This window comes from Flavobacterium sp., assembly GCF_027483985.1.
Classification (GTDB): Bacteria; Bacteroidota; Bacteroidia; order Flavobacteriales; family Flavobacteriaceae; genus Flavobacterium.
On record NZ_JAIXTJ010000035.1, the window covers coordinates 1 to 26,525 of the forward strand.

The following is a 26,525-nucleotide window of genomic DNA, read 5'->3' on the forward strand; positions in this document are numbered from 1 at the left end:
AAAGGTTCTACGCATTTACATAGAGAAAAATTTATTGAAAAAGGCGGTCCAGATGGTGGTGATGGTGGTCGTGGTGGACACGTTTATATAAAAGGAAACAAAAATCTTTGGACATTATTTCATTTGAAATTTGTAAAACATATGCGTGGTGGTCACGGTGGCGATGGAGGAAGTTCAAGAAGTACTGGTCACGATGGAGAAGATAAATACGTTGAAGTGCCATTAGGTACTGTTGTAAAAGATATCGAAACAGGAGAAATTCTTTTTGAAATCACAGAACACGGTGAAGAAAGAATTCTAGCTCAAGGAGGAAAAGGAGGTTTAGGAAACTGGCATTTTAGAAGTTCAACTAATCAAACGCCAAGATATTCACAACCCGGAATGCCTTCAACAGAATTGGATGTTATTCTGGAATTAAAAGTTCTTGCAGATGTTGGTTTAGTAGGTTTCCCAAATGCAGGAAAATCAACTTTACTTTCAGTTTTAACTTCTGCTAAACCTAAAATAGCGGATTATCCGTTTACAACTTTAAAACCTAATTTAGGAATTGTTGCTTACAGAGAATTTCAATCGTTTGTAATTGCAGATATTCCTGGAATTATTGAAGGTGCAGCCGAAGGTAAAGGTTTAGGTCATTATTTCTTACGTCATATTGAAAGAAATTCAACTTTATTATTTTTAGTTCCAGCTGATGCTGATGATATTAAAAAAGAATACGAAATTCTATTAGACGAATTACGTCGTTACAATCCAGAAATGTTGGATAAAGATAGACTTTTAGTAATCTCAAAATGCGATATGCTAGATGATGAATTAAAAGCCGAAATGAAACAACTTCTAGATAAATCTAAACTCGGTATTCCATATATGTTTATTTCATCAGTTGCGCAACAAGGTTTGACAGAGTTAAAAGACAAACTTTGGGAAATGCTAAATGTAGAAGATGAAAAACCTGAGAACAGTCACGGTTTGTAAGATATTTCTAAATAAACTAAAGCTTCGATTTTTTCGAGGCTTTTTTTGTGTTTTAAATTTCCTAACGTAAAGTTAAATTTCACTTTAAAGACTAGGTTTTTGTTTCACAGTTTTAATAAATCCTCAAAAATCACTACTTTCGCAAGGCTAAAATTAGCAGATATGCTACAAATGATGTAACAAATTTGCTTTTTGATAGACTATTATAAAATCTAAATTAACCTTTTACATTTCAATTATGAAAAAAATTATGTTATCCTTAATTGCAGCCATAATGCTTATTCCTACAAGTGTTAAAGCTGACGAAGGAATGTGGTTTTTAATGTTCATCGAACGTTTAAATCACCGCGATATGCAAAAAATGGGCTTGCAATTGACTGCTCAAGAAATTTACAGCATCAACAATCACAGTTTGAAAGATGCCATCGTTCAATTCAACGGAGGTTGTACTGCCGAAATCGTTTCTAAAGACGGTTTAGTTTTAACCAATCACCACTGCGGATATGATGCTATTGCTGAATTGTCTTCTGCAGAAAAAAATTATTTAAAAGATGGTTATTGGGCCAAAGACAGAAAGTCAGAAATGAAACCATCAAGTTTATATGTGCGTTTCTTTGTCCGTATGGACGATTGTACAAAAAGAATTTTAGCTGTTGTAAACCCTTCAATGTCTGAAGCAGATAGAGAAAAAGCTATCAACCAAGAAATTGCTAAAATTGAAAAAGAAAACAACGAAGGCGGAAAATATACAGTTTCTGTTCGTCCGTTTTTTCAAGGAAATGAATACTACTATTTTGTTTATCAAGATTATAAAGACGTACGTTTAGTTGGAACTCCACCAGAAAGTTTAGGAAAATTTGGTGGTGATACGGACAACTGGGAATGGCCACGTCACACAGCAGATTTCTCTATGTTTAGAGTTTATGCAAACGCTGATGGTTCGCCAGCAGAATATTCTGAAAATAACGTTCCATTAAAACCAAAACATTATTTACCTGTTAATTTAGGTGGAGTTAAAGAAAATGATTTTGCAATGATTCTTGGATATCCAGGAAGAACCAACCGTTGGATGCCAGCAGCTGGAATTGAGCAAAACGTAAAATTTGCATATCCTGCATGGGTTGAAGGTGCTAAAACAGGTATGGATGGAATGAAGAAATACATGAACCAAAGCGATGCTTTAAATTTAGTATATGCTTCTAAATTTGCTTCAACAGCAAACTACTGGAAAAACCGTCAAGGAATGATTGACGCTTTATCTAAATTTGGTACTGCAAAATCTAAAGCTGCTCAAGAAGCTAAGTTTGATAAATGGGCTAACAAACCAGCTAACAAAGCTAAATACGGAAACGTAGTTTCAACGATCAACAAGTTTTATGCAATGACTAATGAAAAGTCACGACACGATAATTACCTACAACAATTATTCAGAACATCTTCTTTTGGAACAATCGGAAGAAGTTTAGGAAGACAGTTAGATGCTTATGTAAAAGCCGATGCGGCTAAACGTGCTACTTTAGCTCCACAGATTACTGAAATGGCAACAGAAATGTTTAAAGAATTACACATTCCTGCTGAAAAAGACATCCTTGCTGCTCAATTAAAAACTTATGCTACAAAATCAACAGGTTTTGCAATTGCTCCAATGGTAAAACAAATTGGAGATGCTAACAATAACGATTTTACTAAATATGTAAATGCAGCCTTCGATTTAAGTATTTTTACTTCAGTTGATAGAATTAAAGCTTTCTTAGATTTACCAAGCGAAGCTATGTTGACAAACGATCCTTTATATGTTTTATCAAATGATATGGTAGCACATTTCGGAAAAAGAACAGATGAATTGACTAAAGCTCAAAATGATTATGCTTCTTCATTCCGTTTATTGGTGGAAGGTTTGAGAGAATCTAAAATTGGTGCTATCAAATATCCAGATGCTAACTCTACTTTACGTTTAACTTACGGAAAAGTTCGTTCGCTTCCTGCTGACAAAAGAAATGACGCAACAATAAATAATTATACAACACTTGCTGGTCAAGTAAAAAAATACAAAAAAGGAGATCAAGAATTTGATTTACCAGCGCGTATTATTGAAATGAATAAAAACAAAGATTTCGGTCGTTATGCAGATAAAGATGGTTCACTTCACGTGAATTTCTTAACAGATAATGATATCACAGGAGGAAACTCAGGTTCGCCAGTTCTGAACGGAAAAGGAGAATTAATCGGTTTAGCTTTTGACGGAAACATTGAAGCTATGGCAGGTGACGTAATCTTTGATAACAAATTACAAAGAACTATTAACGTTGATATTCGTTATGTACTTTGGGTTATCGAAAACTTCTCAGGTGCTAAACACATCGTTGACGAAATGACTTTGGTGAAGTAAACCATTTTGTCATTCCGTAGGAATCTCAACTCCGAATTAAGAAATTAGTTCGGAGTTTTTTTATGAGCGAATGGCTCGGGAATTCTTGGTGTCCATTTTCCTGCTTTTCGCTACAATAAAAATGCCTTGAAACAATCAAGGCATTTTTATTTTCACTACAATCAGGGCTAAGTAGTAATTGTATCGAACAAATGTTAAGTTCTTTAAAACACTTTCATCTTTAATACATAACTTTTATTACTTTTGAAAAATAATAACAAACCAATGAAATTTCTCTCTTTTTTAATACTTCTAATTTCCTTCAATATGATGGCAGATTCTGATTTTGATAAGGCAGAAAAATTGTATCAACAAGAAAAATATCAGCAAGCCAAAGTACTTTTTGAAAGTTATTTAAAATCTAATCCCAATAATTATAAAACCATAGAGTATCTTGGAGATATTGCAGGTCATCAAAAAAAATGGGACGAGGCAATAAAGTACTATAAGATTTTAAAAACGCAATTTTCAAAATCTGCGGATTATTGGTATAAATATGGCGGTGCTTTAGGAATGAAAGCTAAATCAGTCAATAAATTCAAGGCTTTGGGAATGATTGATGATGTAGAAAATGCCTTTCTTACTGCTGCAAAATTAGATGTAAATCATATAGATTCTCGTTGGGCATTGGTGATGCTTTATATTGAATTGCCTGGAATTGTTGGCGGTAGTGAAGTTAAAGCTGTAAAATTTTCCAATGAGCTTATGGAACTTTCTAAAGTTGATGGTTATCTTTCCAAAGGATATATTGATGAATATTTTAATCGTTATAAAAAAGCAGAAGTTAGTTATATAAAAGCGCACGAAATTGGTAATTCTAAAACCACATTTCAAAAGTTGTACAATTTATATTTGAATAAATTTAAAGACAAAGCGAAAGCTACTAAGTTAAAAGAACAATTCGAAAAATAATATGTTACTAGTTTATTGTTTGTAGTCGATAGTTAACCAAAAACAATAAACCATTAACCACAAACAAGAATAATGAGAACACATTTCATAGCCATTGGCGGTGCAGCAATGCATAATTTAGCATTAGCTTTACACAATAAAGGATATCAAGTTACAGGAAGCGATGATGCTATCTTTGAACCATCAAAATCACGATTAGAAAAAAAAGGTTTATTGCCAGTAGAATTAGGTTGGTTTCCTGAAAAAATTACGAATGATATTGAAGCTATTATTTTAGGAATGCACGCCAAAGCTGACAATCCTGAATTGTTGAAAGCCGAAGAATTAGGGTTAAAAATCTATTCTTATCCAGAGTTTTTATACGAACAATCTAAAAATAAAACACGAGTTGTTATTGGCGGTTCGCACGGAAAAACAACTATAACTTCAATGATTTTACACGTGATGCATTATCATAATATCGAAGTTGATTATATGGTTGGTGCGCAACTTGAAGGATTTGATACAATGGTTCATCTTACAGAAGATAATGATTTTATTGTACTTGAAGGCGATGAATATCTTTCTTCACCAATTGATAGACGACCAAAATTTCATTTGTACCAACCTAATATTGCGCTACTTTCCGGAATTGCTTGGGATCATATAAATGTGTTTCCAACCTTTGAAAATTATGTAGAGCAATTTGAAATTTTTATAAATCAAATTACAAAAGGCGGTATCCTTGTTTATAACGAAGAAGATGAAACTGTTAAAAAAGTAGCTGAAGAAACTACAAATACCATAAGACGTTTACCTTATTCAACTCCAAATTATTCGGTTGCGGACGGAACGACAATGCTAGAAACTCCAGAAGGACCAATGCCAATTGAGGTTTTCGGAGCACATAATTTAAATAATCTAGCAGGAGCAAAGTGGATTTGCCAAAATATGGGTGTTGACGAAGCCGATTTTTATGAAGCAATTGCAAGCTTTAAAGGCGCAAGCAAGCGTCTAGAAAAAATTGCTGAAGGAAAAGGAAAAGTAGCTTATAAAGATTTTGCACATTCACCAAGTAAGGTTTCAGCAACTACAAAAGCGGTTAAGAATCAATATCCAGATAGAACTTTAATTGCCTGTTTAGAATTGCACACTTACAGTAGTTTGAATGCAGAATTCTTAAAAGAATATCAAGGCGCACTCGACGCTGCCGATGTTGCTGTAGTTTTCTATTCTCCAGATGCAGTAAAAATCAAGCAACTTGAAGAAGTAACTTATGAGCAAATTGCACAATCTTTTCAAAGAGAAGATTTAATTATTTATACCAATCCAGCCGATTTCAAGAATTTCTTATTCAGTCAAAATTTTGATAATTCTGCATTACTATTAATGAGTTCAGGAAATTATGGAGGATTGAATTTTGATGAGGTAAAGGAGTTGATGAAGTAAAAATATTTAATTAAGATTGACGATTATTGAATCATTGTAAAATCAGAAATCGTTAGTCTTAATTTTTAAATAAATAATGCCCAACAATTTCATAACTAAACAAGCAATCTTCCAACACTTGTCCACCACCAACATTGTGAACTAATAAAGGTCGTTTCCCATCAGCTGATTTTTTATGAGTTACAATTCCGATGTGAGGCAACTTTCCTCCAATCATCCAAGTAACAATTTCACCTGTTTTATAATCGTTGGGATTATTTGAAACTCCAAGTTTTTTACCTTTTCGTTCAAAGAAAATTTCAAGATTTGGTACTCGTCTGTGATCAATATTAGTGTCTGTTTTTTTCAAACCCCATTTCGTAGGATATTTTGAAAAGTTAACTTTCATATCTTCGTGAACTTCTTTTTGTAAATCAATTCCAAGTTTTCTGTAGGCACGAATTACAACATCACTACAAACTCCGGTTTTGGCAGGAACATCACCATTAGGATATTTTAAAGAAACATAATCCGGTGTGTAAACCACATTTGCATCTATGATGGAAAGTGCAGCATTTGATAATTTTTCTTCAAATGTTATTGGATTTTCTATCAAAGAAGTAATCGAAGAAGTTTTATTTAAAGCTAGTTTTTCAGATTTTTTACAGCCTAAAGAAAAACAAATAACTAGAATAAATATCAAAAATTTCATAGGTGCTTTTTTATACAAACGAAATTTCTAATCATTTTATTTTGAAGTCATTAAAAAAATATAGTTATTTGTACTTTAATAAACGCCAAAATAAATATGTACACACCTATCAATCAATGGGCTGAAGACGATCGCCCACGAGAAAAATTTCTACTAAAAGGAAAATCTTCCTTATCTGATTCCGAATTACTTGCTATTTTAATTGGTTCTGGTTCACGAAACGAGAGCGCTGTGCAACTTTGCCAACGCATTTTATTTTCAGTCGATAACAATTTAAACCAGCTTGGAAAATTATCAATTCAAAAACTTACCGAATTTAAAGGGATAGGCGAGGCAAAAGCAATCACCATTGCTGCTGCTTTAGAATTAGGCAGAAGAAGACGAACCGAAGACGCTGAAGAACTCAAAAAAATAACTTCAAGCAAAGCAGTTTTCGAAATAATGCAACCTATTATTGGTGAACTGCCTCACGAAGAATTTTGGATTTTGTATCTAAATAATTCTAATAAAGTCATTCATAAAGCGCAACTTTCAAAAGGCGGAATTACCGGAACCGTTGTCGATTGCAGAATTGTTTTCAAAACCGCATTTGAACAAAATGCAACATCCATTATTTTAACTCATAATCATCCATCAGGAAAATTAGTAGCAAGTGATGCCGATAAGGAAATAACTCAAAAATTAAAAATTGCTGGCAAACAACTTGATGTAATTGTAATTGATCACATTATAATCACTGAAACAGGTTATTATAGCTTTCAAGATGATGGAATTTTTTAAGAAAATAGTAAGAAAATAAATGATTTTGTTTAAGTAACTTGCAGCATATTTTTTTAAAATGCTAGAAACAAAAAATTTAAGTTTTTTATACAATAAAGATACCCAGTTTGAATTTCCTGATTTGATTTGTAATCCGTCTGATGTATTACTTATTACAGGTAATTCCGGAAAAGGTAAAACTACTTTATTGCACCTTTTGGCAGGATTATTAAGGCCTAAATCAGGAGAAATCATAGTTTCTGAAATCAATATTAGTTCGTTTTCCGAAAAGCAATTAGATCAATTTAGAGGTCAAAATATTGGTTTGATTTTGCAACAATCTCATTTTATTGCATCGATGACCGTTTTAGAGAATGTGGTTTTAGCTTCGTGGTTAGCTACAGGTAAACAAGCCGTTGCGAAAGCTGAAAAATTATTAGCAGAATTGGATTTGGAAAATCAAAAGCACAAATTACCTTCTCAGTTGAGTATTGGTCAACAACAAAGAGTTTCTATAGCAAGAGCTTTAATAAACGAACCAAAATTACTTTTGGCTGATGAACCAACATCAAGTTTAGATGATGAAAACGCCCTTAAAGTTGCAGATTTATTAGAGAAATTATCTAAAGAATATAAAGCCGCATTGGTAATTGTAACTCACGATTCTCGATTAAAAAACAAATTTTCTAACCAAGTAAATCTTAATTAAAATGATTGCAAAATTAGCTTGGAGAAACATTTGGTTCAAACCTTTAAATACACTTTTGAGTATTATATTATTATCCTCTAGTGTGGCAATTATTACGGTTTTGATTTTGTTACAAAAACAATTTGAAGAGAAATTCTCTAGTAATATTGATGGCGTAGATTTAGTTCTTGGCGCACAAGGAAGTCCAATGCAGTTGATTCTTTCATCGGTCTATCATATCGATAATCCTACCGGAAATATTAGCTATGATTCGGCTAAAGTATGGATGAATCATCCGTTTATCGAAAAAGCAATTCCGTTAGCATTTGGTGATAATTACCGAGGATTTAAAATCGTTGGTACCAATTCAGATTATCTCGATAAGTACCAAGCCAAAATTGCTAAAGGAAAGTTATTTGATAAAAATTTTGAAGTGGTTATCGGAAGCGAAGTTGCTCAAAAATTAAACTTGAAAATTGGCGATAAATTTCAAGGTACACACGGCTCAGCAAAAGAAGGCGAAGTACATGAAGATGTTGATTATAAAGTTTCTGGAATTGCATCTCCAACCGGAAGTGTCGTTGATAATTTAATTCTTTCAAATATTCCAAGTGTATGGCAAATGCACGGATCGCACGAAGAAGAAAATCCAGCGCACGGTGAGGAAGGGCACGTTCATCAAGAAGGTGAGCAACATCATCACGTTAAAGAGATGACCTTGAATGAACCAAATATGGAAATTACAGCTGTTTTATTAAAATTCAGGAATAAAATGGGAATCGTAATGTGGCCAAGAATTATTGCTCAAAATACTAAAATGCAAGCGGCTTCTCCGGCAATTGAAGTGAATAGAATTTTTAGTTTGTTCGGTATAGGTTTGAAGGCTTTAGAATATTTGGCTTATGCGATAATGATAATTTCAGGAATATCAATTTTTATAGCGCTTTACAATAGATTGAAAGAACGAAAATACGAATTTGCTTTAATGCGAATTAATGGCGCGAGTCGTTTTCAGTTACTCTCTTTAATTTTAATTGAAAGTCTTATTTTGTGCTTTTTTGGATTTTTAATTGGAACAATTTTTGGTAGGTTTGCATTAGGTTATATTTCCAATTCAGCACAAGATGATTTCAAAATGGCTTTTAATCCAACCGAAATTATCTGGCAACAAGAAGGATTATTATTGATTGTAACGTTGGTAGTTGGAATAATTGCCGCGGTCATTCCAGCAATAAAAGCATATAATTTAAACATTTCAAAAACATTAGCAAATGCATAACAAAATCAAATTAGTAATTGTATTCTTTTCTGCAATTATGTTCTTTAGTTTTTCAAATAAAGAAGAATTTAGAAGCAATTCATCACCACTTACAAAGGTAGCAGGTGATACTTTAACTTGGAAAATATTGGGAGAAATTAAATATGTAATGAAAAAACATTCCAAATATGGAGAGGTTCAGTTTCCTGTTGTTAATGAAAAAGTCAAGTTAAGAGGAAAGAAGAAAGTTTATATATCAGGATTTATTGTTCCGATCGATAATAAAAGTTATGCCTTGAGTAAAAATGTTTTTGCTTCATGTTTTTTCTGCGGAAAATCAGGACCAGAATCAATTGTTGGGTTGCATTTTAAAGGAGCAACGCCAAAATTAAAAACCGATCAATATGTAACAATTGAGGGTATTTTTAGATACAATGAAAATGATGTTGACGATTGGATTTACAATGCCGATAATGTTGTAATTGTTAAAGGAAATTAAATGATTAAAAGTAACATCACAGATATTTTTTTTGATTTAGATCACACGCTGTGGGATTTTGACAAGAATTCGGAATTGGCATTTGATAAAATTTTTAAAGAAAGCCATCCTTCAATTGATACCAAATTATTTGTTGAAATTTATGCGCCAATTAACCAAGCTTGTTGGAAATTATATCAAGTAGATAAAATTTCTCACGATGAATTGCGATACAAACGGCTGAAAGATTCTTTTGATGCAATGAAATATTCAATTTCTGATCTAGCAATTGATCAAATGAGTGTTGATTATATAAATTATCTACCAGAGAATAATATCCTTTTTGACGGAGCAATTGAAGTTTTGAATTACTTAAAGCCAAATTTTAATCTGCACATTATCACTAACGGATTTGCTGAAGTACAGTATAAAAAAATAGCCAATTCAGGTTTAACCGATTATTTTTCAACTATTACTAATTCAGAAATGGCAGGAGTTAAAAAGCCAAATCCGATAATTTATCAACACGCCTTGAATTTGGCTAAAGCAAATAAACAACAGTCCATAATGATTGGCGATTGTATTGAAGCTGATGTTATTGGTGCGTTAGATTTTGGTATGGATGCCATTCATTTTAATGAAAATAAAACAGAAATTCCGCCAGATATTAAGCAAGTTCATCATTTATTGGAATTAAAAAAATACTTGTAATGAAAAAATATATTTTCCTTTTTTTATTAGTTTCTTCTATTGGGTTTGGTCAAAACTTAAACGATTATAAATACGCATTAGTTCCGGCAAAGTTCAGTTTTCTTAAAGAGGAAAATATGTATAATTTAAATGCTTTGACCAAGTTTTTTATGGAAAAGTATGGTTTTGAAACCTATTTAACTGGCGCAATTGCACCGGATGATTTTGTTTCGAATAATTGTAATAAAGTATTTGTTGACCTTGTTCCCAATAATAATTTTTTTACCACGAAAGTAAAAATAGTTTTGAAAGACTGCAGAGGAACCGTTTTATATACATCTGAAGAAGGATCAAGTAGAGAAAAACAATATAAAGTTGCCTATAATGAAGCATTAAGAATGGCTTTTGAAAGTTTTAGTATTTTGAAATCTCATAAATATCAACCTACAGAAAAAAATCAGGGAATGATTGGCGAGCCAGCAGCAGTAAAACAAAATATAGAAAAAGTTGTTGATACAACAAATGATGTGAAGGCTATTGCAACTTCGGTTGATAAGGTTGTTTTATTTGCACAACCAATAGCAAATGGTTTTCAGTTGATCAATTCGGAACCTAAAGTGATTTATAAAATCTTAAATACTTCTACTAAAGATTTTTATATTGCTAAAAAAGATAGCATTCAAGGAGTTTTTTTTGCAAGAAATAACGAATGGTTTTTCGAATATTATCAAAACGATAAATTAGTTTCAGAAAAAGTAGAGGTAAAGTTTTAAACTGAGTGCTGAACACTAATAACCATACTTGTTCTTCCAACGATTTTTCAAGAACTCTCTTGTTCCGTTTTCTCTTGAATTATTTCCCGGATCATAGAATTTAGTTTCCTTGATGGCGTCAGGTAAATATTCTTGTTCGCTAAAATTATTGGCATAGTTATGTGAATATTGGTATTCATCACCATATCCTAATTCTTTCATCAATTTAGTTGGCGCGTTTCTCAAATGAATAGGAACAGGTAAATCGCCTGTTTGTTTCACAACGGCTTGAGCTTCACCAATAGCCATATAACTCGCATTACTTTTAGGCGAAGTTGCCAAATAAACCGCACATTGACTCAAGATAATTCTACTTTCAGGATAACCAATTGTAGCTACTGCTTGAAAGGTATTGTTTGCCATAATAAATGCTGTTGGATTGGCATTTCCAATATCTTCACTTGATAAAATCAACATTCTTCTGGCTATAAATTTTACATCTTCGCCACCTTCAATCATTCTAGCCAACCAATAAACAGCACCATTTGGGTCGCTTCCACGAATTGATTTTATAAAAGCTGAAACAATATCATAATGTTGTTCGCCAGTTTTGTCATAAAGCACCGTGTTTTGTTGTACTAGTTCTAAAACTTTTTTATTGGTAATTGTAATTTGACCTTCAGGGCTTGCGTTTACCACCAATTCAAAAATATTTAATAGTTTGCGTCCATCGCCACCAGAAAGTCGCAGCAACGCTTCTGATTCTTTGATTTTTATTTTTTTCGAAGAAATTATCGTGTCCAATTTCATGGCTCTATCTAAAAGTGCCAATAAATCTTCCTTAGTAAACGAATTTAATACATAAACCTGACAACGTGACAATAACGCTGGAATAACCTCAAAACTCGGATTTTCCGTTGTTGCACCAATCAAAGTTACCCAACCTTTTTCAACGGCAGCCAAAAGAGAATCTTGCTGCGATTTACTAAAACGATGAATCTCATCTATAAATAATATCGGATTTTTAGCTGTGAACAATCCGCCGCTTTGTTTGGCTTTTTCAATAACATCGCGAATGTCTTTTACACCACTATTTATTGCGCTCAATTCATAAAAAGGACGATTACTTTGCTTAGCAATAATCTGCGCCAAAGTCGTTTTTCCAGTTCCAGGCGAACCCCAAAAAATCATTGACGGAATAACGCCACGAGCAATCTGTTGCGTCAACGAACCATTTGGTCCAACCAAGTGCAACTGACTAATATAATCTTCTAATTTTTGCGGACGAATGCGTTCGGCTAAAGGTGCTTCCATGTGGTAAAATTACATAAAATTTAATTTTTTAGGAGCGAATGTTTCGGTCTTTTTTTGTAATCCGTTTTCCTGCTACAAGAACTCGCTTTGTCTCGTTTTTAAGAACGAGACAAGAGCTCAAACAATTCTTGTATCAGGGCTAGTTAGCTATCCTTTTTTGTAAAAATCAATTATCTCAAAAACATTTTTCAAAATAGAAAGGCTGACAATTTAGCATTAAATAACTATTGGTTGTATTTTTGATAAATGATTTGATATTATGATACACAATAACGAATTAAACCATTTTAAATTTTCACCTTCAACCTGGATTATTCCGTCTTTTTTGTTGGTTGTGATTTGGTTTGTGTTTTATATTGATAATGCTTTCAACTTAGATTTAAATACGCACGGGATTTTTCCAAGAACACTCTCCGGTTTGCAAGGTGTTGTCTTCAGTCCGTTTTTGCACGGTGATTTGAATCATATTGCCAATAATTCGTTGCCTTTATTTATTTTAACAACAGCTTTGATTTATTTTTATAGAGAAGTTTCGTTAAAGGTTTTAGTTTACGGAATTCTTATTTCAGGAAGTATAACGTGGCTAATAGCTCGAGATTCTTATCATATTGGCGCTAGCGGATTGATTTATGTTTTGGTTTCTTTTATTTTCTTTAAAGGATTAATGACTAAATATTACCGATTGATGGCATTATCGTTTGCAGTAGTTTTGCTCTATGGCGGAATGGTTTGGTATGTTTTTCCACAGCCCAAAATTTTAGGCGAAAGTTCCATTTCTTGGGAAGGTCATTTAGCTGGATTAATAACAGGTTTTGCTTTCGCAGTAAGGTTCAAAACGCCTGATTATGTCAAAGACATACAATATGATTGGGAAAAACCTGATTTTAATCCACAAGATGATGCTTTTATGAAACGATTTGATGAAAATGGCAATTTTGTAAATCCGCCAAAGCCTGAAGAAATTTTGGAAAATCTAGAAGACGAAAAACGTCTTGAACCAGTGAAATATGTTTATGTATTTAAAGAAACGACTGACGATGATAAACAGTAAAATGGTTTGCTAATTAGCCCCGATAGTAATGAAAATAAAAAATGTCCCGATTGTTTCGGGACATTTTTTATTGTAATGTATAGCGGGAATAGGGAATACTGAAAATGCCCAAGCCATTCGCATCAAATATTAGATATTAAATTTTAGATTTGAAATATATCTTTAAAATGTTAAAATATTTAAAATTTAATATCTAAAATATAAAATTATTTTACTGTCTTTGGCGAACTGTCTCATACAAGAAAGCTCCACAAGCGACAGAAACATTTAGCGAACCAATAGTTCCGAACATAGGAAGTTTACCTTTAGCATCAACAATTTTCAGAACCGATGGGTTGATTCCGCGATCTTCACTTCCCATAATTATGGCAATAGGTTCGTTTAATGAAATATCATATATACTATCTTCGGTTTTTTCGGTTGCAGCAACGGTTTTGATTCCGCTTCCTTGAAGATAGAAAATGGCATCTTTAATATGGTCAACTTTACAGATTGGCACATTAAAAACGGCTCCAGCCGAAGTTTTTACTGTATCACCATTCACTGGTGCGGAGCCTGTTTTTTGAACTATAATTCCGTCAACTCCAGTACATTCAGCAGTTCTAATTATGGCGCCAAAATTTCTAGCATCGCTCAATTGATCAAGGATTAAAAAAAGAGGCATTTTTCCGCTTTCTACAACGCTGTCAACAAGAGTTTCAAGTTTTACAAACGAAATAGGAGCGATGGTAGCCACAGCACCTTGATGATTATTTGGGGTTAATCGGTTTAATTTTTCAACAGGAACGTAAGAGAAATTGATGCTATTTTTTTTCATAGCTTTCATCAATTCCTGCATCAATTCGCTTTGGGCATCGCTTTGAACGAATACTTTATCGATTTCTTTTCCTGCATTTATAGCTTCTATAATTGCTCTAATTCCGAAGATTTGGTTTTCTTTTTCCATAGTGCAAAGGTATAAAAAAACCACCACTTTTAAAGTGATGGTTTTTAGAAATATAACTAACTTAATGAATTATTAATTACCAACCTGGATTTTGTTGTGCCGCTAGTGTTGGATTACTAGCAGTTTCTAATTGTGGTATTGGCCATAAATATTTAAAATCTGACGCTGGAATATTTGCTAAACCTAGTGGTCCAGTATAAGGTGTTCCTAAAGTAAATGTTGATGCAGCTGGATTTCCATTTGCAATTTTGGCTGGAATTCCATCAATTGGAAATAAATTGTCTCCTTGAAGTCTATGAATATCACCCCAACGACGTCCTTCCATTAAAAATTCAATTCTTCTTTCTTTAAGTATAGCCCCAACCATTAGAGATTGTGACGATAATGTCGTCGAAGTATATGCTTGTGTTGTTGGATTAGCTAATGCTCTATTTCTAACACTGTTTAATAAAGTCAATGCAGCATTTAGATCAGGTGTTGATTTTCTTGCTTGGGCTTCGGCCATATTTAGTACAACTTCAGCATAACGAATTACCGGAGCAGCATCAGTATAATTTACATCGTCTGTATACTTGTTTGTATATTTTCTTCCAGCATTAGTAAATACCATACCAGTTCCAGGACTCGCTGAAGTAGAATTGTCTTCTCTTCTTTTGTCATCTGCTAACCAGCTTGGATCTCTCCAAATGATCGGACTAATACAAACTAATAATCTTCTTCTATATTGAGAAGCTAAAGCGCCGTTAACTCCTGCGTTTTGGCCAGCTGCAGGTCCTTGTTGAATAGAAAATATTGTTTCTGTATTGGAAAGATTATTCGCTAACACAAATGGATCTTTAGGATTTGCTGTTAAAGCTACTCCACTACCAGTTAGTTTATTACCTTCTACAATTACATTATCCCAATCTCTTTTGTGAAGATATACTCTAGTTTTGAACGCAATTGCAGCATTTTTAGTGGCTTTGAATTTTGCAGTGTTAGTTATTTTACTTTCTGCATCATTCAAATCATTAATAATTTTTGTGTAACATTCTGCAACTGTGTTTCTTCCTTTTAAAATTTCAGAATCGATTTCAGATTGTGTGTCAATACCAACTTCTCTGTATGGAATTCCTGCGTGAGTTGCACCACTTGTAAATTGGTATGGCCTTGCAAAATGCATCAATAATTCAAAATGAGTAATTGCTCTTAAGAATTTTGCTTGTCCGATATAATCATCACCTATAGCGCTTGAAATTACACCGTTGCTAACTGCATTCGTTACACCTTCAATTACTAGATTACATCTGTTAATTAAACGATATCCATCTACCCAGTAATAAACATTATTAGCGGTTCCAGTATCGTATGTTGTCGTGTACGTAAGTTGGTAAAAAGCTTGAGTATTTACAACATCTTCACCTCTACAATCATTTTGTTGAACAAACGCAGCACCCCAAACGTATCCTCTACCACCATTCGGATTTGTTGTGTTAAATTGACCAACTGCGGCTGCATTATACATACCGTTAATTGAACTGGCAATTAGGGTAGGAGTAGAAAAAGAGTCGTTAACAGAAATTTGATTAATTGGTTTTAAGTCAAGTAAATCTTCTTCGTTACAAGAATTTAATCCTAAGGCTATTGAGCCTAACAAGAATAATTTAATATATTTTTTCATCTTTTTTTTACAATTTTACATTAATACCCATTGAAAATATTTTACCTCTTGGAGTTCCATTGATATCAACTCCTGCTGTTTCCATTTCAGGATTTAAACCTTTATAATCTGTGATCATAAATAAGTTTTGTCCTTGAACAAAAAGACGAATATTTTCAACTTTAATTTTTTCCATTAATTTTTTAGGAAAATTATAACCTAAAGTTATGTTGTCAAAGCTGATAAAGTCACCATCTTCCACAAATCTTGTAGTTGCATTACTTGATTGATTTAAAAAAGTATTAGAGTTAGCATATAAAATAGGTGTCCATCCGTCCCCAGGATTTGAAGGACTTTGCCATCTTCCTAAAATTTCAGTTCCATTATTGTTTAAATTCATGTTCATCAATTCACGTCTAGTTGAGTTGAAAATTTTGTTTCCACCACTAAAACGAATTAAGAAACTTAAATCAACATTTTTGTAAGACATTCTTGAGCTGAAACCACCAAAATATTTAGGTATTGTATTTCCTAATATTTTTTTATCAGCTTGAGTTAACGTTGCACTAGTTGATGTGTTTGAAGGGTTGTTCGGATCAAATACCGAATAAGACTGACTTGCAGGGTTACCCTGAACCAATGTTCCATTAGCTTTGTAATATACTGGGAATCCGTTGGCAGGATTTACTCCCCAATATTGAAAACCATATAATGAGTTCAATGACTCTCCTTGTCTAATAATGATGTTTGGTGCAATATTTACATCTGTTGAAGAACCTCCAATTAAATCCACACCATTAGGCGTACTTGTAACTTCATTAGATTGAAGTGTTAAGTTAGCATTAACATCCCATTTGAAATTTTGGTTGTTAATTATACTTACGTCTAAACCAAATTCGTATCCATCATTCAACATCGATCCAATATTTTTACTAATTGAATTATTAGGTACACCTAAAGAAGGCGGTACAGGTGAGTTTAATATCAAACCATCAGTATCATTTTTAAAATAATCAAATGTTAGTTTTACTTTGTTATTAAATAGAGCCATATCAACTCCAAAATCAAACTTTTTACTTGTTTCCCATTGTAATTGATCATTTCCGAATTGCGTAAATGCTATACCATTTAATGTTCCGTATTGTGATGCAGAAGTAAGTCCTAAGTAAGGATAAGTTCCAATTTCTGTATTTCCAATTTCGGCATAAGATCCTCTTACTTTGAATTCAGAAATATATTTATTTAAGCTAGACATGAAATTTTCTTTTGCAATATTCCATCCTCCAGAGTATCCTGTAAATGTAGTCCATCTTGTTTCAGGAGCAAGTTTTGATAATCCATCTCTTCTTAATGATCCTTGTAAAAAGTACTTTTGTTTGTAGTTGTAGCTAAGTCTTCCTACGTATGACATTATCCCAACTTCTGTAATTCCTCCGCCAGATTCTTGTGTTCCATATGATCCAGTAACTAAGTTTTGATTGTAAAATTCATCCAATAAATTAGTTCCTACACCAAAAAAACTTTCATTTCTTTCCTTTTGATATTCAACAACTGCAGTTGCAGATATGTTGTGATTATCAAATAAGGTTTTGTTATAATTTAAGATGTTTTGAGTATTCCATCTCATCAAATCTGTATTGTTGTTTTGTAGTCTACCATTAGATCCACGTCCGTCTCCGTGCACAGGATTCCAATATAAGAATCCACCAGTTATAGCGTTGTCTGCACTTGCTTGAAATCTGTAATTAAGTCCTTTAGCAATATCTACAGAAGCAAAAGCACTGATGATCGTTCTATTAATTTTCGATTTAAATTTATTGAAATTTAAAACATAAGCAATATTTGAAATATTATCTCCAACAGGTTGTAAGTTTGTTCCTTGACCTACGTTTCCAGTTGATAAGTTTATATTGTATCCTGTTGGGTTTGTGCTATCGAAAATAGGTGTGTTTGGCAATTGTCTTATGGCATTAAACATATTTCCTGACAATGAATTTCTACCAGTATTTAGTCCTTCATATTCGGTTCTAGTCAGTCCAATGTTAGCTCCAATAGTTAACCATTTTGCAATTTGGTGATCAAGACTACTTCTAAATGTATATCTAGTCATTTCGTTTGAAACGGCAATTCCTTCTTGAGTAGAATAACCCATAGACATAAAGTATTTTGTTTTTTCGTTACCTCCATTAAAAGATAAACTGTGGTCCATTTGGAAAGCACTTCTGTTTAGTACAGCTCTTTGCCAATCAGTATCAAAATCACTTCCTGCAGCCCAAGGAGCTTGTCCAGCATTAGTTCTTTTTTCGTTTGAAATAGTTAAAAAATCTGCAGTTTTAAGTAAGTCAAATGTTTTAAATGGAGAGGCAAAACCACTAGTAGAACTATAATCTACTTTCATCGTGCCTTTTTTTCCTTTTTTTGTCGTAATAATGATTACACCATTTGCAGCTCTAGAACCATATATTGCTGCTGCGGCTCCATCTTTTAATACTTCAAATGATTCAATATCGTTTGGGTTAATATCTCCTAAAGCATTTGCATCAGCGTATCCACCTAAATCTCCTGAATACATTGGAATTCCATCAACGATATATAATGGTTGTGTTCCAGAATTAATTGAGGCAACACCTCTAATTCTAACTCTTGGAGCAGCACCAACGATACCTGTAGAGGTTGTTACTTGAACACCCGAAGCACGTCCCGCCAATTGACTTTCAAAACTTGGAGTTATCAAACCTTGAATGTCTGATCCTTTAATTTTAGACACTGAACTAGTAACTTCTTTTTTCTTTTGAGTTCCGTATCCTACAACCACTACTTCGTCCATTAACTCAACATTGCTCTGCATAACAATGTTATACGAATTGCTTTTCCCAACTGTAATGTTTGAATTTTTGTTTCCAATAAATGAAAATTCTATAGTATTTCCTTCACTGGCTTTGATGGAGTATTTTCCATCTAGATCTGTTTGCGCACTTGTTTTGGTTTGTTTTACGACGACATTGACCCCAGGTAGTGTCAATCCATTAACGTCTTTTACAACACCGGTCACAACTTTCTCTTGTGCAAATGCATTTTGAATAATTAACGATAAAAATACCGTTAATAGTAAACGTAATTTTGATTTCATATTATAATGTTTGCGTTAGTTTCGCAAAACTCACAATTTATTGCGAATAATCCAAATATAATCACAATTAAATGTGTTAATTTTAAATTCTTTTGCTTAAGTATCTAAAAGGCAGCCTTCAAGCTAATATGAACAATTGAATTAGATAGTTTTATAGCTTGTTCGTTTGTGCTTCCGTTGGCATAAATCAAGTTGAAAAGTCCGTTTTTAGTCAATAATCCAAATCCGAAACCAAGTCCAAGAAGACTGCCGCGAGAGTTCGTGGTTTTGTCTTGAAAGTATCCATAATCTATTATAGAATGCAAATAAATAGTTGGCGAAAGGACATATCGATATTCCGTAAGAATGGAGGAGAAGATGTTGCCTTGTAAACTATTTTCATTAAAACCCCTTATTGAATTAATGCCACCAAAACGATACAATTCATTTATAATAAAATCATCACTTTGTAAATAAAAATTTTGTGTTTTTAGGTTAACAATATTTTTATTATTGAGGTAAAAATTGTGTTTCAAATTCAAACTACCAAAAAACTGCGCATTACTTTGGAATTTGGATTCGCGTTTTCCTGTTCCGATTTTTATGTTGTAGTTGCTTTTTTCTTGGAATAAAATATCATCTTGCTTGAATTCAACAAACTCAAATGTTGAAGTAACAAATTGATTTTGATAATCACTCAACGCAGATGTATTTAAATTTCCAATATCACTAGATTCTGCCGATTGGTAACCAAGGTATAGCCTTGTGTTATAGTTAAAATAGTATCCTAAATCAATCGAAGTTTGAGTGTTTTGAAAGGTACTATCTTGCTTGAAAATATTAAGTTGTGCTTTCATTCCAATCGGACTTTTAAAAATATAGGGAAGCTCAACGCCAAGATTAAAGGTTTTTTGATCCTCGCCATTACTTTTCCAATAAAGAGCTATTTTTTCACCTGAATTTAAAATATTATTTAAAGTCAAATCTAAATAACCATTAAAAATTACTTTAGAGTTTTCATCATTTGAAAAACCAATAAAACCATCAAAGTTATTTGCCTTAGTTTTTTCTAAATAAACAAAAACTTTTGTGGAATCTTTTGTAAATAGAATTTCAGGATATTTGGTTTGTTTTACAAATCTATATTGTTCAATATCCTTATAAAGTTTGTCTAAATTTTGTTGATTAAAAATCTTTTTTTTGTAAAGTCGTTTCAAATTTTTCTTATGACCTTCCGGAAATTTATCATACCCATTAATTACAATATCATTTAATGATCGTTTTTGCTCTTTAATGATTTTTAGTTCAGCAACTAAAATTTCACCTTTTGTTTTGATATTATCCAATTTTACCTTTGCCATCGAAAAACCTTGAGATTCTAGTCGCTTTAATGTTGTGTTCAAAAAAGACTCACTTTCGCTAAAAGGTAGTTTCAAAGTGTCATTTTTAGCCTCATAAATACCCCAATTTTTATTTTCTATTTCATCACTAATATATAGGTGTAAAAATTTTGTCTTTATGCCTATATTATAAGTATAGTTAGATGTACTATCGTTTGTCTTTTTGTTTTCAATTAGTTGATTTGCTAGGTAGCCAATTTTTTCTAATTTTTTGATAAGTAAATTAATTTCATTAACAGCGTCCTTGTCGGAACCAAATAATTTTAAATACCCAATAGAATCAATTACTTTAGTTTGATAATCATCTTTCCCATTAATTTTCAAATACCTATTTTGCCCAAAGTAATTTTGGGAGGTCAAAAAAATTAAAGCAAAAATTAAATATTTCATCAAAGCTGAATTTAGTTCGGTTTTTAGGAGCGAATGGTTTGGGATTTCTCAGCATTCCATTTTCCCGCTTTTCGCTACTATCATCTAAATAGATGATACCGCTACAATCGGGGCTAGACGGCAAGCTATTTCAATTCTTGTTACCGTTGTAAAAATAACGTAAAAAATTAGAGTTTAATATAAAATTTGAGATGTAAAGAAATGTTATTGAAAATTAATGAATTATGATTTTTTTTATTAAAAATAATTACTACATTTGCAACCCCTAAAAAGTGGGGAATTAATAAATAAAAGAAAAATTAGTATTTAATTATGCCAACAATTCAACAATTAGTAAGAACAGGAAGAACTCAAATCACTAAGAAGAGTAAATCGGTTGCTTTAGATTCTTGTCCTCAAAGAAGAGGTGTTTGTACGCGTGTTTACACTACTACTCCAAAAAAACCAAACTCTGCAATGCGTAAAGTTGCGCGTGTACGTTTGACTAATGGAAATGAAGTGAATGCTTACATCCCAGGAGAAGGACATAATCTACAAGAGCACTCGATAGTATTAGTGAGAGGCGGAAGAGTAAAAGATTTACCAGGAGTTAGATACCACATTGTGCGTGGTGCACTTGATACCTCAGGTGTAGCAGGAAGAACACAACGTCGTTCTAAATACGGTGCTAAACGTCCAAAAGAAGCTAAAAAGTAAATCAATTACGTAGAGATGTAACTTATACGTCTTTACTTTAAAAACAACGAAGAAATGAGAAAAAGAGCAGCAAAGAAAAGACCTCTTTTACCAGATCCAAGGTTTAACGACCAATTGGTAACACGTTTTGTAAACAACTTAATGTGGGATGGTAAAAAATCTACAGCTTTTAAAGTATTTTATGATGCTATTGACATCGTAGAAGCTAAGAAAAACAATGATGAAAAATCAGCATTAGAAGTATGGAAAGATGCTTTGACTAACGTTATGCCGCACGTAGAAGTACGTAGCCGTAGAGTTGGTGGAGCTACATTTCAAATCCCAATGCAAATTCGTCCAGATAGAAAAATCTCTATGGCAATGAAGTGGATGCTTCTTTATGCTCGTAGAAGAAATGAAAAATCTATGGCGTCTAAACTAGCAGGTGAAATTTTAGCAGCAGCTAAAGAAGAAGGTGCAGCAGTTAAGAAAAGAATGGATACTCACAAAATGGCAGATGCTAATAAAGCATTCTCTCACTTTAGATTTTAATTCATAAGAAATGGCTAGAGATTTAAAATTCACAAGAAATATTGGTATTGCAGCACATATTGATGCTGGTAAAACTACTACGACAGAGCGTATATTATTTTATACCGGAAAGTCACACAAAATTGGTGAAGTACACGATGGTGCTGCAACAATGGACTGGATGGCGCAAGAGCAAGAAAGAGGTATTACAATTACTTCTGCAGCTACAACTTGCGAGTGGAGCTTTCCTACAGAACAAGGTAAACCATTACCTAATTCTCAAGATTACCACTTTAATATTATTGATACTCCTGGACACGTTGACTTTACTGTAGAGGTAAACCGTTCTTTACGTGTACTTGATGGTTTAGTATTCTTGTTTAGTGCTGTTGATGGTGTTGAGCCACAATCAGAGACTAACTGGAGACTAGCAGACCAGTACAGAGTTCCTAGAATGGGATTCGTAAACAAAATGGACCGTCAAGGTTCTAACTTCTTAAATGTATGTCAGCAAGTTAGAGATATGTTAAAATCTAACGCTGTTGCAATTACTTTGCCAATCGGTGAAGAAAATGACTTTAGAGGAGTAGTAGATTTAGTAAAAAACCAAGCTATCGTATGGCACGATGCAACGCAAGGGGCAACTTTTGATATTGTAGACATTCCAGCTGATATGGTTGATGAAGTTAAGGAATATAGAGATATACTTATTGAAGCAGTTGCTGATTACGACGAAAACTTGCTTGATAAATATATGGAGGATCCGGATTCAATTACTGAAGACGAAATTAACAATGCATTAAGAGCAGCGACAATAGATATGGCGATCATTCCAATGATTGCAGGTTCTTCTTTCAAAAATAAAGGAGTTCAATTTATGTTAGATGCTGTTTGTAAATATTTACCATCTCCTTTAGATAAAGAAGGTATTGAAGGAATTCACCCTGATGATGCTGATTTATTAGAAGAAGATCAAACTAAAATCTTACGTCGTCCTGATGTAAAAGAGCCGTTCGCAGCTTTAGCATTTAAAATTGCTACTGACCCTTATGTTGGTCGTTTAGCTTTCTTCCGTGCTTATTCAGGTCGTTTAGATGCAGGTTCATATATCTTGAATACTCGTTCTGGAAACAAAGAAAGAATTTCTCGTATCTACCAAATGCACGCTAACAAACAAAACCCAATCGAATATATCGAAGCAGGTGATATTGGAGCAGCAGTTGGATTTAAAGATATTAAGACTGGAGATACAATGTGTGATGAAAAGCACCCAATTATTCTTGAGTCAATGAAATTCCCTGATCCAGTAATTGGTATTGCTATTGAGCCAAAAACAAAAGCTGACGTTGATAAAATGGGTATGGCTTTAGCTAAATTAGCTGAAGAGGATCCTACTTTTACAGTTAGAACTGATGAAGCATCTGGTCAAACAATTATCTCAGGTATGGGTGAGTTACACTTAGACATCCTAGTTGATCGTATGAAACGTGAATTCAAAGTTGAAGTAAACCAAGGTGAGCCTCAAGTAGAGTATAAAGAAGCTTTTACAAAATCTGCTCAACACAGAGAAACTTACAAAAAACAATCTGGAGGTCGTGGTAAATTCGGTGATATCGTATTTACATTAGAGCCTGCGGATTTAGTTGACGGTAAAGCTCCAGTTGGATTGCAGTTTGTTAATGCAGTAAAAGGAGGAAACGTTCCAAAAGAATATATTCCTGCTGTTGAAAAAGGATTCCGTGAAGCAATGAAAACAGGTCCATTAGCTGGATATACTGTAGATAGTTTAAAAGTTACTTTAACTGATGGTTCGTTCCACCCTGTGGATTCTGATGCGCTTTCTTTTGAATTAGCTGCAAAAATGGGTTATAAAGAAGTTGCAAAAGCGGCGGGTGCTGTTATTTTGGAGCCAATTATGAAAATCGAAGTTATAACTCCTGAAGAAAATATGGGAGATATTGTTGGAGATTTGAACAGAAGAAGAGGTCAAGTTAATGATATGGGTGACAGAAATGGTGCTAAAACTATCAAAGCTAATGTGCCACTATCTGAAATGTTTGGTTATGTTACTACTTTAAGAACATTGTCTTCTGGTAGAGCAACATCTACAATGGAATTTTCACACTACGAACAAACTCCTTCAAATATTTCTGAAGAAGTTATCAAAAAAGCTAAAGGTAACGCTTAATTTTTATCAAGATGAGTCAAAAAATTAGAATAAAATTAAAATCTTACGATCATATGTTGGTTGATAAATCAGCTGAGAAAATCGTAAAAACTGTGAAAAGCACAGGTGCTGTTGTAACAGGTCCAATTCCGTTACCGACACACAAAAAAATATTTACTGTATTACGTTCTCCGCACGTTAATAAAAAGTCAAGAGAGCAATTTGAAGTAATGTCTTATAAAAGATTGTTAGACATTTATTCTTCCTCTTCAAAAACAATTGATGCTTTAATGAAATTAGAGTTACCAAGTGGAGTTGAAGTAGAGATTAAGGTTTAATCTTTTTTAAATATTTTCAAGAAAACCGCTAAAGTTCTAATACTTAGCGGTTTTTTTAAACTTTAAAATAATATTTGGTGGTTGCAATATAAGTTGTATATTTGCACCCTCAAAAGAGGCGGTATGTATCGTTCTCAAAATTAATTAATTAATAAATTGTTTAATATGTCTGGGTTAATTGGAAGAAAAATCGGCATGACTAGCATTTTCGATGAAAACGGGAAGAACATTCCTTGTACAGTAATCGAAGCTGGACCTTGTGTCGTTACCCAAGTCAGAACCAATGAGGTTGACGGGTATGAAGCTCTTCAGCTTGGTTTCGATGACAAAACAGAAAAACACGCTACCAAAGCTGACTTAGGTCACTTTAAAAAAGCTGGTACTTCTGCAAAAAAGAAAGTCGTTGAATTCCAAGGGTTTGAAGGTGAGTTTAAATTAGGTGACAATGTCACTGTTGATGTGTTCAGCGAAGGAGAATTTGTTGATGTACAGGGTGTTTCTAAAGGAAAAGGTTTTCAGGGTGTTGTTAAGCGTCACGGTTTTGGTGGTGTTGGACAAGCTACTCACGGTCAACACAATCGTTTAAGAGCGCCTGGTTCTGTAGGAGCATCTTCTTATCCGTCACGTGTATTCAAAGGAATGCGTATGGCTGGAAGAATGGGTGGTGAAAATGTAAAAGTACAAAATCTTAGAGTTTTGAAAGTAGTTGCTGAAAAGAATCTGCTTGTTGTTAAAGGAGCTATTCCTGGATGCAAAAACTCTTATGTAATCATTCAGAAGTAATGGAAGTAAAAGTTTTAGACATTAACGGAAAAGAAACTGGAAGAAAAGTTCAACTTTCTGATTCAGTTTTCGCAATTGAGCCTAATAATCACGCAGTATATCTTGATGTGAAGCAATATCTTGCTAATCAAAGACAAGGAACGCACAAAGCTAAAGAAAGAGCTGAAGTAGCAGGTTCTACTCGTAAGATTAAAAAACAAAAAGGAACTGGTACAGCACGTGCTGGTAGTAAAAAATCTCCTGTTTTTAAAGGTGGTGGTACTATTTTTGGGCCAAGACCTAGAAGTTATTCTTTTAAATTGAATAAAAGTTTGAAAAGATTGGCAAGAAAATCTGCCTTTTCATTGAAAGCTAAAGAATCCAATTTAATTGTTGTAGAAGATTTTAATTTTGAAACTCCAAATACTAAAAAATTCATTAGTGTTTTGAAAGCCTTAGGGTTAGAAGATAAAAAATCTTTGATAGTGTTGGGTGATTCAAATAAAAATGTATATTTGTCGTCACGCAATTTAAAAGCATCTAGCGTTGTAACTAATTCAGAATTAAGTACATATGCTATTTTAAATGCAAATAATTTAGTTCTTTTAGAGGGTTCTCTAGAGGGAATTGAAGAAAATTTAAGTAAATAATAAGCCATGAGTATCATAGTTAAACCTATTATTACAGAAAAAATCACCAAAGATGGTGAAGTTTTCAATCGTTTTGGTTTTGTTGTAGATAAAAAAGCTAATAAGGTGCAAATTAAGAAAGCTGTTGAAGCTACTTATGGTGTTTCTGTTGTTAGTGTAAATACAATGAATGTTAGACCAGATAGAACTACTAAATACACTAAAAGTGGTTTAATAAGTGGAAAGTCAAATGCTTATAAAAAAGCAATTGTTCAAGTACAAGAAGGAGAAACAATAGATTTTTACAACAATATCTAATAAATTAAGATGTCAGTAAGAAAATTAAAACCTATTACCCCGGGTCAGCGTTTTAGAGTTGTTAATGGTTTTGACGCCATTACAACTGATAAGCCGGAGAGATCATTGATCGCACCGATAAAAAACTCAGGAGGTAGAAATAGTCAAGGAAAAATGACCATGCGTTATACAGGCGGTGGTCACAAACAAAGATATCG

Annotated in this window: 24 protein-coding genes and 1 pseudogene; 19 read left to right on the plus strand and 6 right to left on the minus strand. The window is 33.1% G+C overall.

Annotation, left to right across the window (positions count from 1 at the left end):
- The 4 genes from obgE to murC all read left to right on the plus strand — a co-directional run.
- A partial coding sequence (gene obgE, locus Q0050_RS09345) for a GTPase ObgE (RefSeq protein ID WP_298394664.1) occupies nucleotides 1-975 on the plus strand: 975 nt, incomplete at its 5' end.
- A 238-nt stretch (nucleotides 976-1,213) separates the two neighbouring features.
- Nucleotides 1,214-3,364 carry a S46 family peptidase gene (locus Q0050_RS09350; RefSeq protein WP_298394667.1) on the plus strand — a complete coding sequence of 717 codons (2,151 nt, stop codon included), beginning with the start codon at nucleotides 1,214-1,216 and terminating at the stop codon, nucleotides 3,362-3,364.
- 264 nt (nucleotides 3,365-3,628) lie between these two features.
- Nucleotides 3,629-4,315, plus strand: a complete 687-nt coding sequence (locus tag Q0050_RS09355; protein WP_298394670.1) for a hypothetical protein — start codon at nucleotides 3,629-3,631, stop codon at nucleotides 4,313-4,315.
- 72 nt (nucleotides 4,316-4,387) lie between these two features.
- On the plus strand, nucleotides 4,388-5,743 hold the full coding sequence (gene murC / locus Q0050_RS09360) for a Mur ligase family protein (RefSeq protein WP_298394673.1): 1,356 nt from the start codon (nucleotides 4,388-4,390) through the stop codon (nucleotides 5,741-5,743).
- Nucleotides 5,744-5,801: 58 nt separating this feature from the next.
- On the opposite strand, the gene Q0050_RS09365 is transcribed toward murC, so the two are convergent.
- Nucleotides 5,802-6,434: a DUF1287 domain-containing protein gene (locus Q0050_RS09365; RefSeq protein WP_298394676.1), complete on the minus strand. Its 633-nt coding sequence runs from the start codon at nucleotides 6,432-6,434 to the stop codon at nucleotides 5,802-5,804.
- Between the two features lie 96 nt (nucleotides 6,435-6,530).
- Between Q0050_RS09365 and radC the strand changes: the two genes are divergently transcribed.
- The 6 genes from radC to Q0050_RS09395 are packed head-to-tail and all read left to right on the plus strand — an operon-like array spanning nucleotide 6,531 to nucleotide 11,080.
- Nucleotides 6,531-7,214, plus strand: a complete 684-nt coding sequence (radC, locus tag Q0050_RS09370; protein WP_298394679.1) for a DNA repair protein RadC — start codon at nucleotides 6,531-6,533, stop codon at nucleotides 7,212-7,214.
- Nucleotides 7,215-7,272: 58 nt separating this feature from the next.
- The gene (locus tag Q0050_RS09375; protein ID WP_298394681.1) at nucleotides 7,273-7,902 is read left to right on the plus strand and encodes an ABC transporter ATP-binding protein; all 630 of its coding nucleotides are present in this window, start codon (nucleotides 7,273-7,275) and stop codon (nucleotides 7,900-7,902) included.
- Nucleotide 7,903: 1 nt separating this feature from the next.
- The gene (locus tag Q0050_RS09380) at nucleotides 7,904-9,160 is read left to right on the plus strand and encodes an FtsX-like permease family protein (RefSeq protein WP_298394684.1); all 1,257 of its coding nucleotides are present in this window, start codon (nucleotides 7,904-7,906) and stop codon (nucleotides 9,158-9,160) included.
- Nucleotides 9,153-9,638 carry a hypothetical protein gene (locus Q0050_RS09385; protein ID WP_298394687.1) on the plus strand — a complete coding sequence of 162 codons (486 nt, stop codon included), beginning with the start codon at nucleotides 9,153-9,155 and terminating at the stop codon, nucleotides 9,636-9,638. Before Q0050_RS09380 ends, Q0050_RS09385 begins: the two co-directional genes overlap by 8 nt.
- Nucleotides 9,639-10,328, plus strand: coding sequence for a YjjG family noncanonical pyrimidine nucleotidase (locus Q0050_RS09390; protein WP_298394690.1), 690 nt, complete (start codon nucleotides 9,639-9,641; stop codon nucleotides 10,326-10,328).
- Entirely contained in the window at nucleotides 10,328-11,080 is a 753-nt protein-coding gene (locus Q0050_RS09395; RefSeq protein WP_298394693.1) for a hypothetical protein, read from the plus strand. The genes Q0050_RS09390 and Q0050_RS09395 overlap by 1 nt, the downstream gene beginning before the upstream one ends.
- A 15-nt stretch (nucleotides 11,081-11,095) precedes the next feature.
- Here the strand turns inward: Q0050_RS09395 and Q0050_RS09400 are convergent, their stop codons facing one another.
- The gene (locus tag Q0050_RS09400; RefSeq protein WP_298394697.1) at nucleotides 11,096-12,373 is read right to left on the minus strand and encodes a replication-associated recombination protein A; all 1,278 of its coding nucleotides are present in this window, start codon (nucleotides 12,371-12,373) and stop codon (nucleotides 11,096-11,098) included.
- 259 nt (nucleotides 12,374-12,632) lie between these two features.
- On the opposite strand from Q0050_RS09400, the gene Q0050_RS09405 reads away from it, so the two are divergent.
- On the plus strand, nucleotides 12,633-13,424 hold the full coding sequence (locus Q0050_RS09405; RefSeq protein ID WP_298394700.1) for a rhomboid family intramembrane serine protease: 792 nt from the start codon (nucleotides 12,633-12,635) through the stop codon (nucleotides 13,422-13,424).
- Nucleotides 13,425-13,635: 211 nt separating this feature from the next.
- Here the strand turns inward: Q0050_RS09405 and rlmB are convergent, their stop codons facing one another.
- From rlmB to Q0050_RS09425, 4 genes are all read right to left on the minus strand, one after another.
- A complete protein-coding gene (rlmB, locus tag Q0050_RS09410) occupies nucleotides 13,636-14,370 on the minus strand; it encodes a 23S rRNA (guanosine(2251)-2'-O)-methyltransferase RlmB (RefSeq protein WP_298394702.1) in 735 nt (244 codons plus the stop codon).
- Between the two features lie 76 nt (nucleotides 14,371-14,446).
- Entirely contained in the window at nucleotides 14,447-16,030 is a 1,584-nt protein-coding gene (locus Q0050_RS09415; RefSeq protein WP_298394704.1) for a RagB/SusD family nutrient uptake outer membrane protein, read from the minus strand.
- 7 nt (nucleotides 16,031-16,037) lie between these two features.
- Complete coding sequence (locus Q0050_RS09420; RefSeq protein WP_298394706.1) at nucleotides 16,038-19,139, minus strand: TonB-dependent receptor; 3,102 nt, start codon at nucleotides 19,137-19,139, stop codon at nucleotides 16,038-16,040.
- Between the two features lie 104 nt (nucleotides 19,140-19,243).
- A complete protein-coding gene (locus tag Q0050_RS09425) occupies nucleotides 19,244-20,908 on the minus strand; it encodes a hypothetical protein (protein ID WP_298394707.1) in 1,665 nt (554 codons plus the stop codon).
- A 312-nt stretch (nucleotides 20,909-21,220) separates the two neighbouring features.
- Between Q0050_RS09425 and rpsL the strand changes: the two genes are divergently transcribed.
- The 8 genes and pseudogenes from rpsL to rplB form a co-directional block, all read left to right on the plus strand.
- On the plus strand, nucleotides 21,221-21,604 hold the full coding sequence (gene rpsL / locus Q0050_RS09430; protein ID WP_007136570.1) for a 30S ribosomal protein S12: 384 nt from the start codon (nucleotides 21,221-21,223) through the stop codon (nucleotides 21,602-21,604).
- A 54-nt stretch (nucleotides 21,605-21,658) separates the two neighbouring features.
- A complete protein-coding gene (gene rpsG / locus Q0050_RS09435) occupies nucleotides 21,659-22,135 on the plus strand; it encodes a 30S ribosomal protein S7 (RefSeq protein ID WP_298394710.1) in 477 nt (158 codons plus the stop codon).
- A gap of 10 nt (nucleotides 22,136-22,145) precedes the next feature.
- Nucleotides 22,146-24,302: an elongation factor G gene (gene fusA / locus Q0050_RS09440; protein WP_298394713.1), complete on the plus strand. Its 2,157-nt coding sequence runs from the start codon at nucleotides 22,146-22,148 to the stop codon at nucleotides 24,300-24,302.
- An 11-nt stretch (nucleotides 24,303-24,313) separates the two neighbouring features.
- A complete protein-coding gene (gene rpsJ, locus Q0050_RS09445; RefSeq protein ID WP_274782155.1) occupies nucleotides 24,314-24,619 on the plus strand; it encodes a 30S ribosomal protein S10 in 306 nt (101 codons plus the stop codon).
- A 165-nt stretch (nucleotides 24,620-24,784) separates the two neighbouring features.
- Nucleotides 24,785-25,402, plus strand: coding sequence for a 50S ribosomal protein L3 (gene rplC / locus Q0050_RS09450; protein ID WP_298394716.1), 618 nt, complete (start codon nucleotides 24,785-24,787; stop codon nucleotides 25,400-25,402).
- Complete coding sequence (rplD, locus tag Q0050_RS09455) at nucleotides 25,402-26,031, plus strand: 50S ribosomal protein L4 (protein WP_298394722.1); 630 nt, start codon at nucleotides 25,402-25,404, stop codon at nucleotides 26,029-26,031. Before rplC ends, rplD begins: the two co-directional genes overlap by 1 nt.
- A 6-nt stretch (nucleotides 26,032-26,037) precedes the next feature.
- Complete coding sequence (gene rplW / locus Q0050_RS09460) at nucleotides 26,038-26,328, plus strand: 50S ribosomal protein L23 (RefSeq protein WP_290835169.1); 291 nt, start codon at nucleotides 26,038-26,040, stop codon at nucleotides 26,326-26,328.
- 9 nt (nucleotides 26,329-26,337) lie between these two features.
- Nucleotides 26,338-26,525: pseudogene (gene rplB, locus Q0050_RS09465) on the plus strand (50S ribosomal protein L2); the annotation flags it as partial.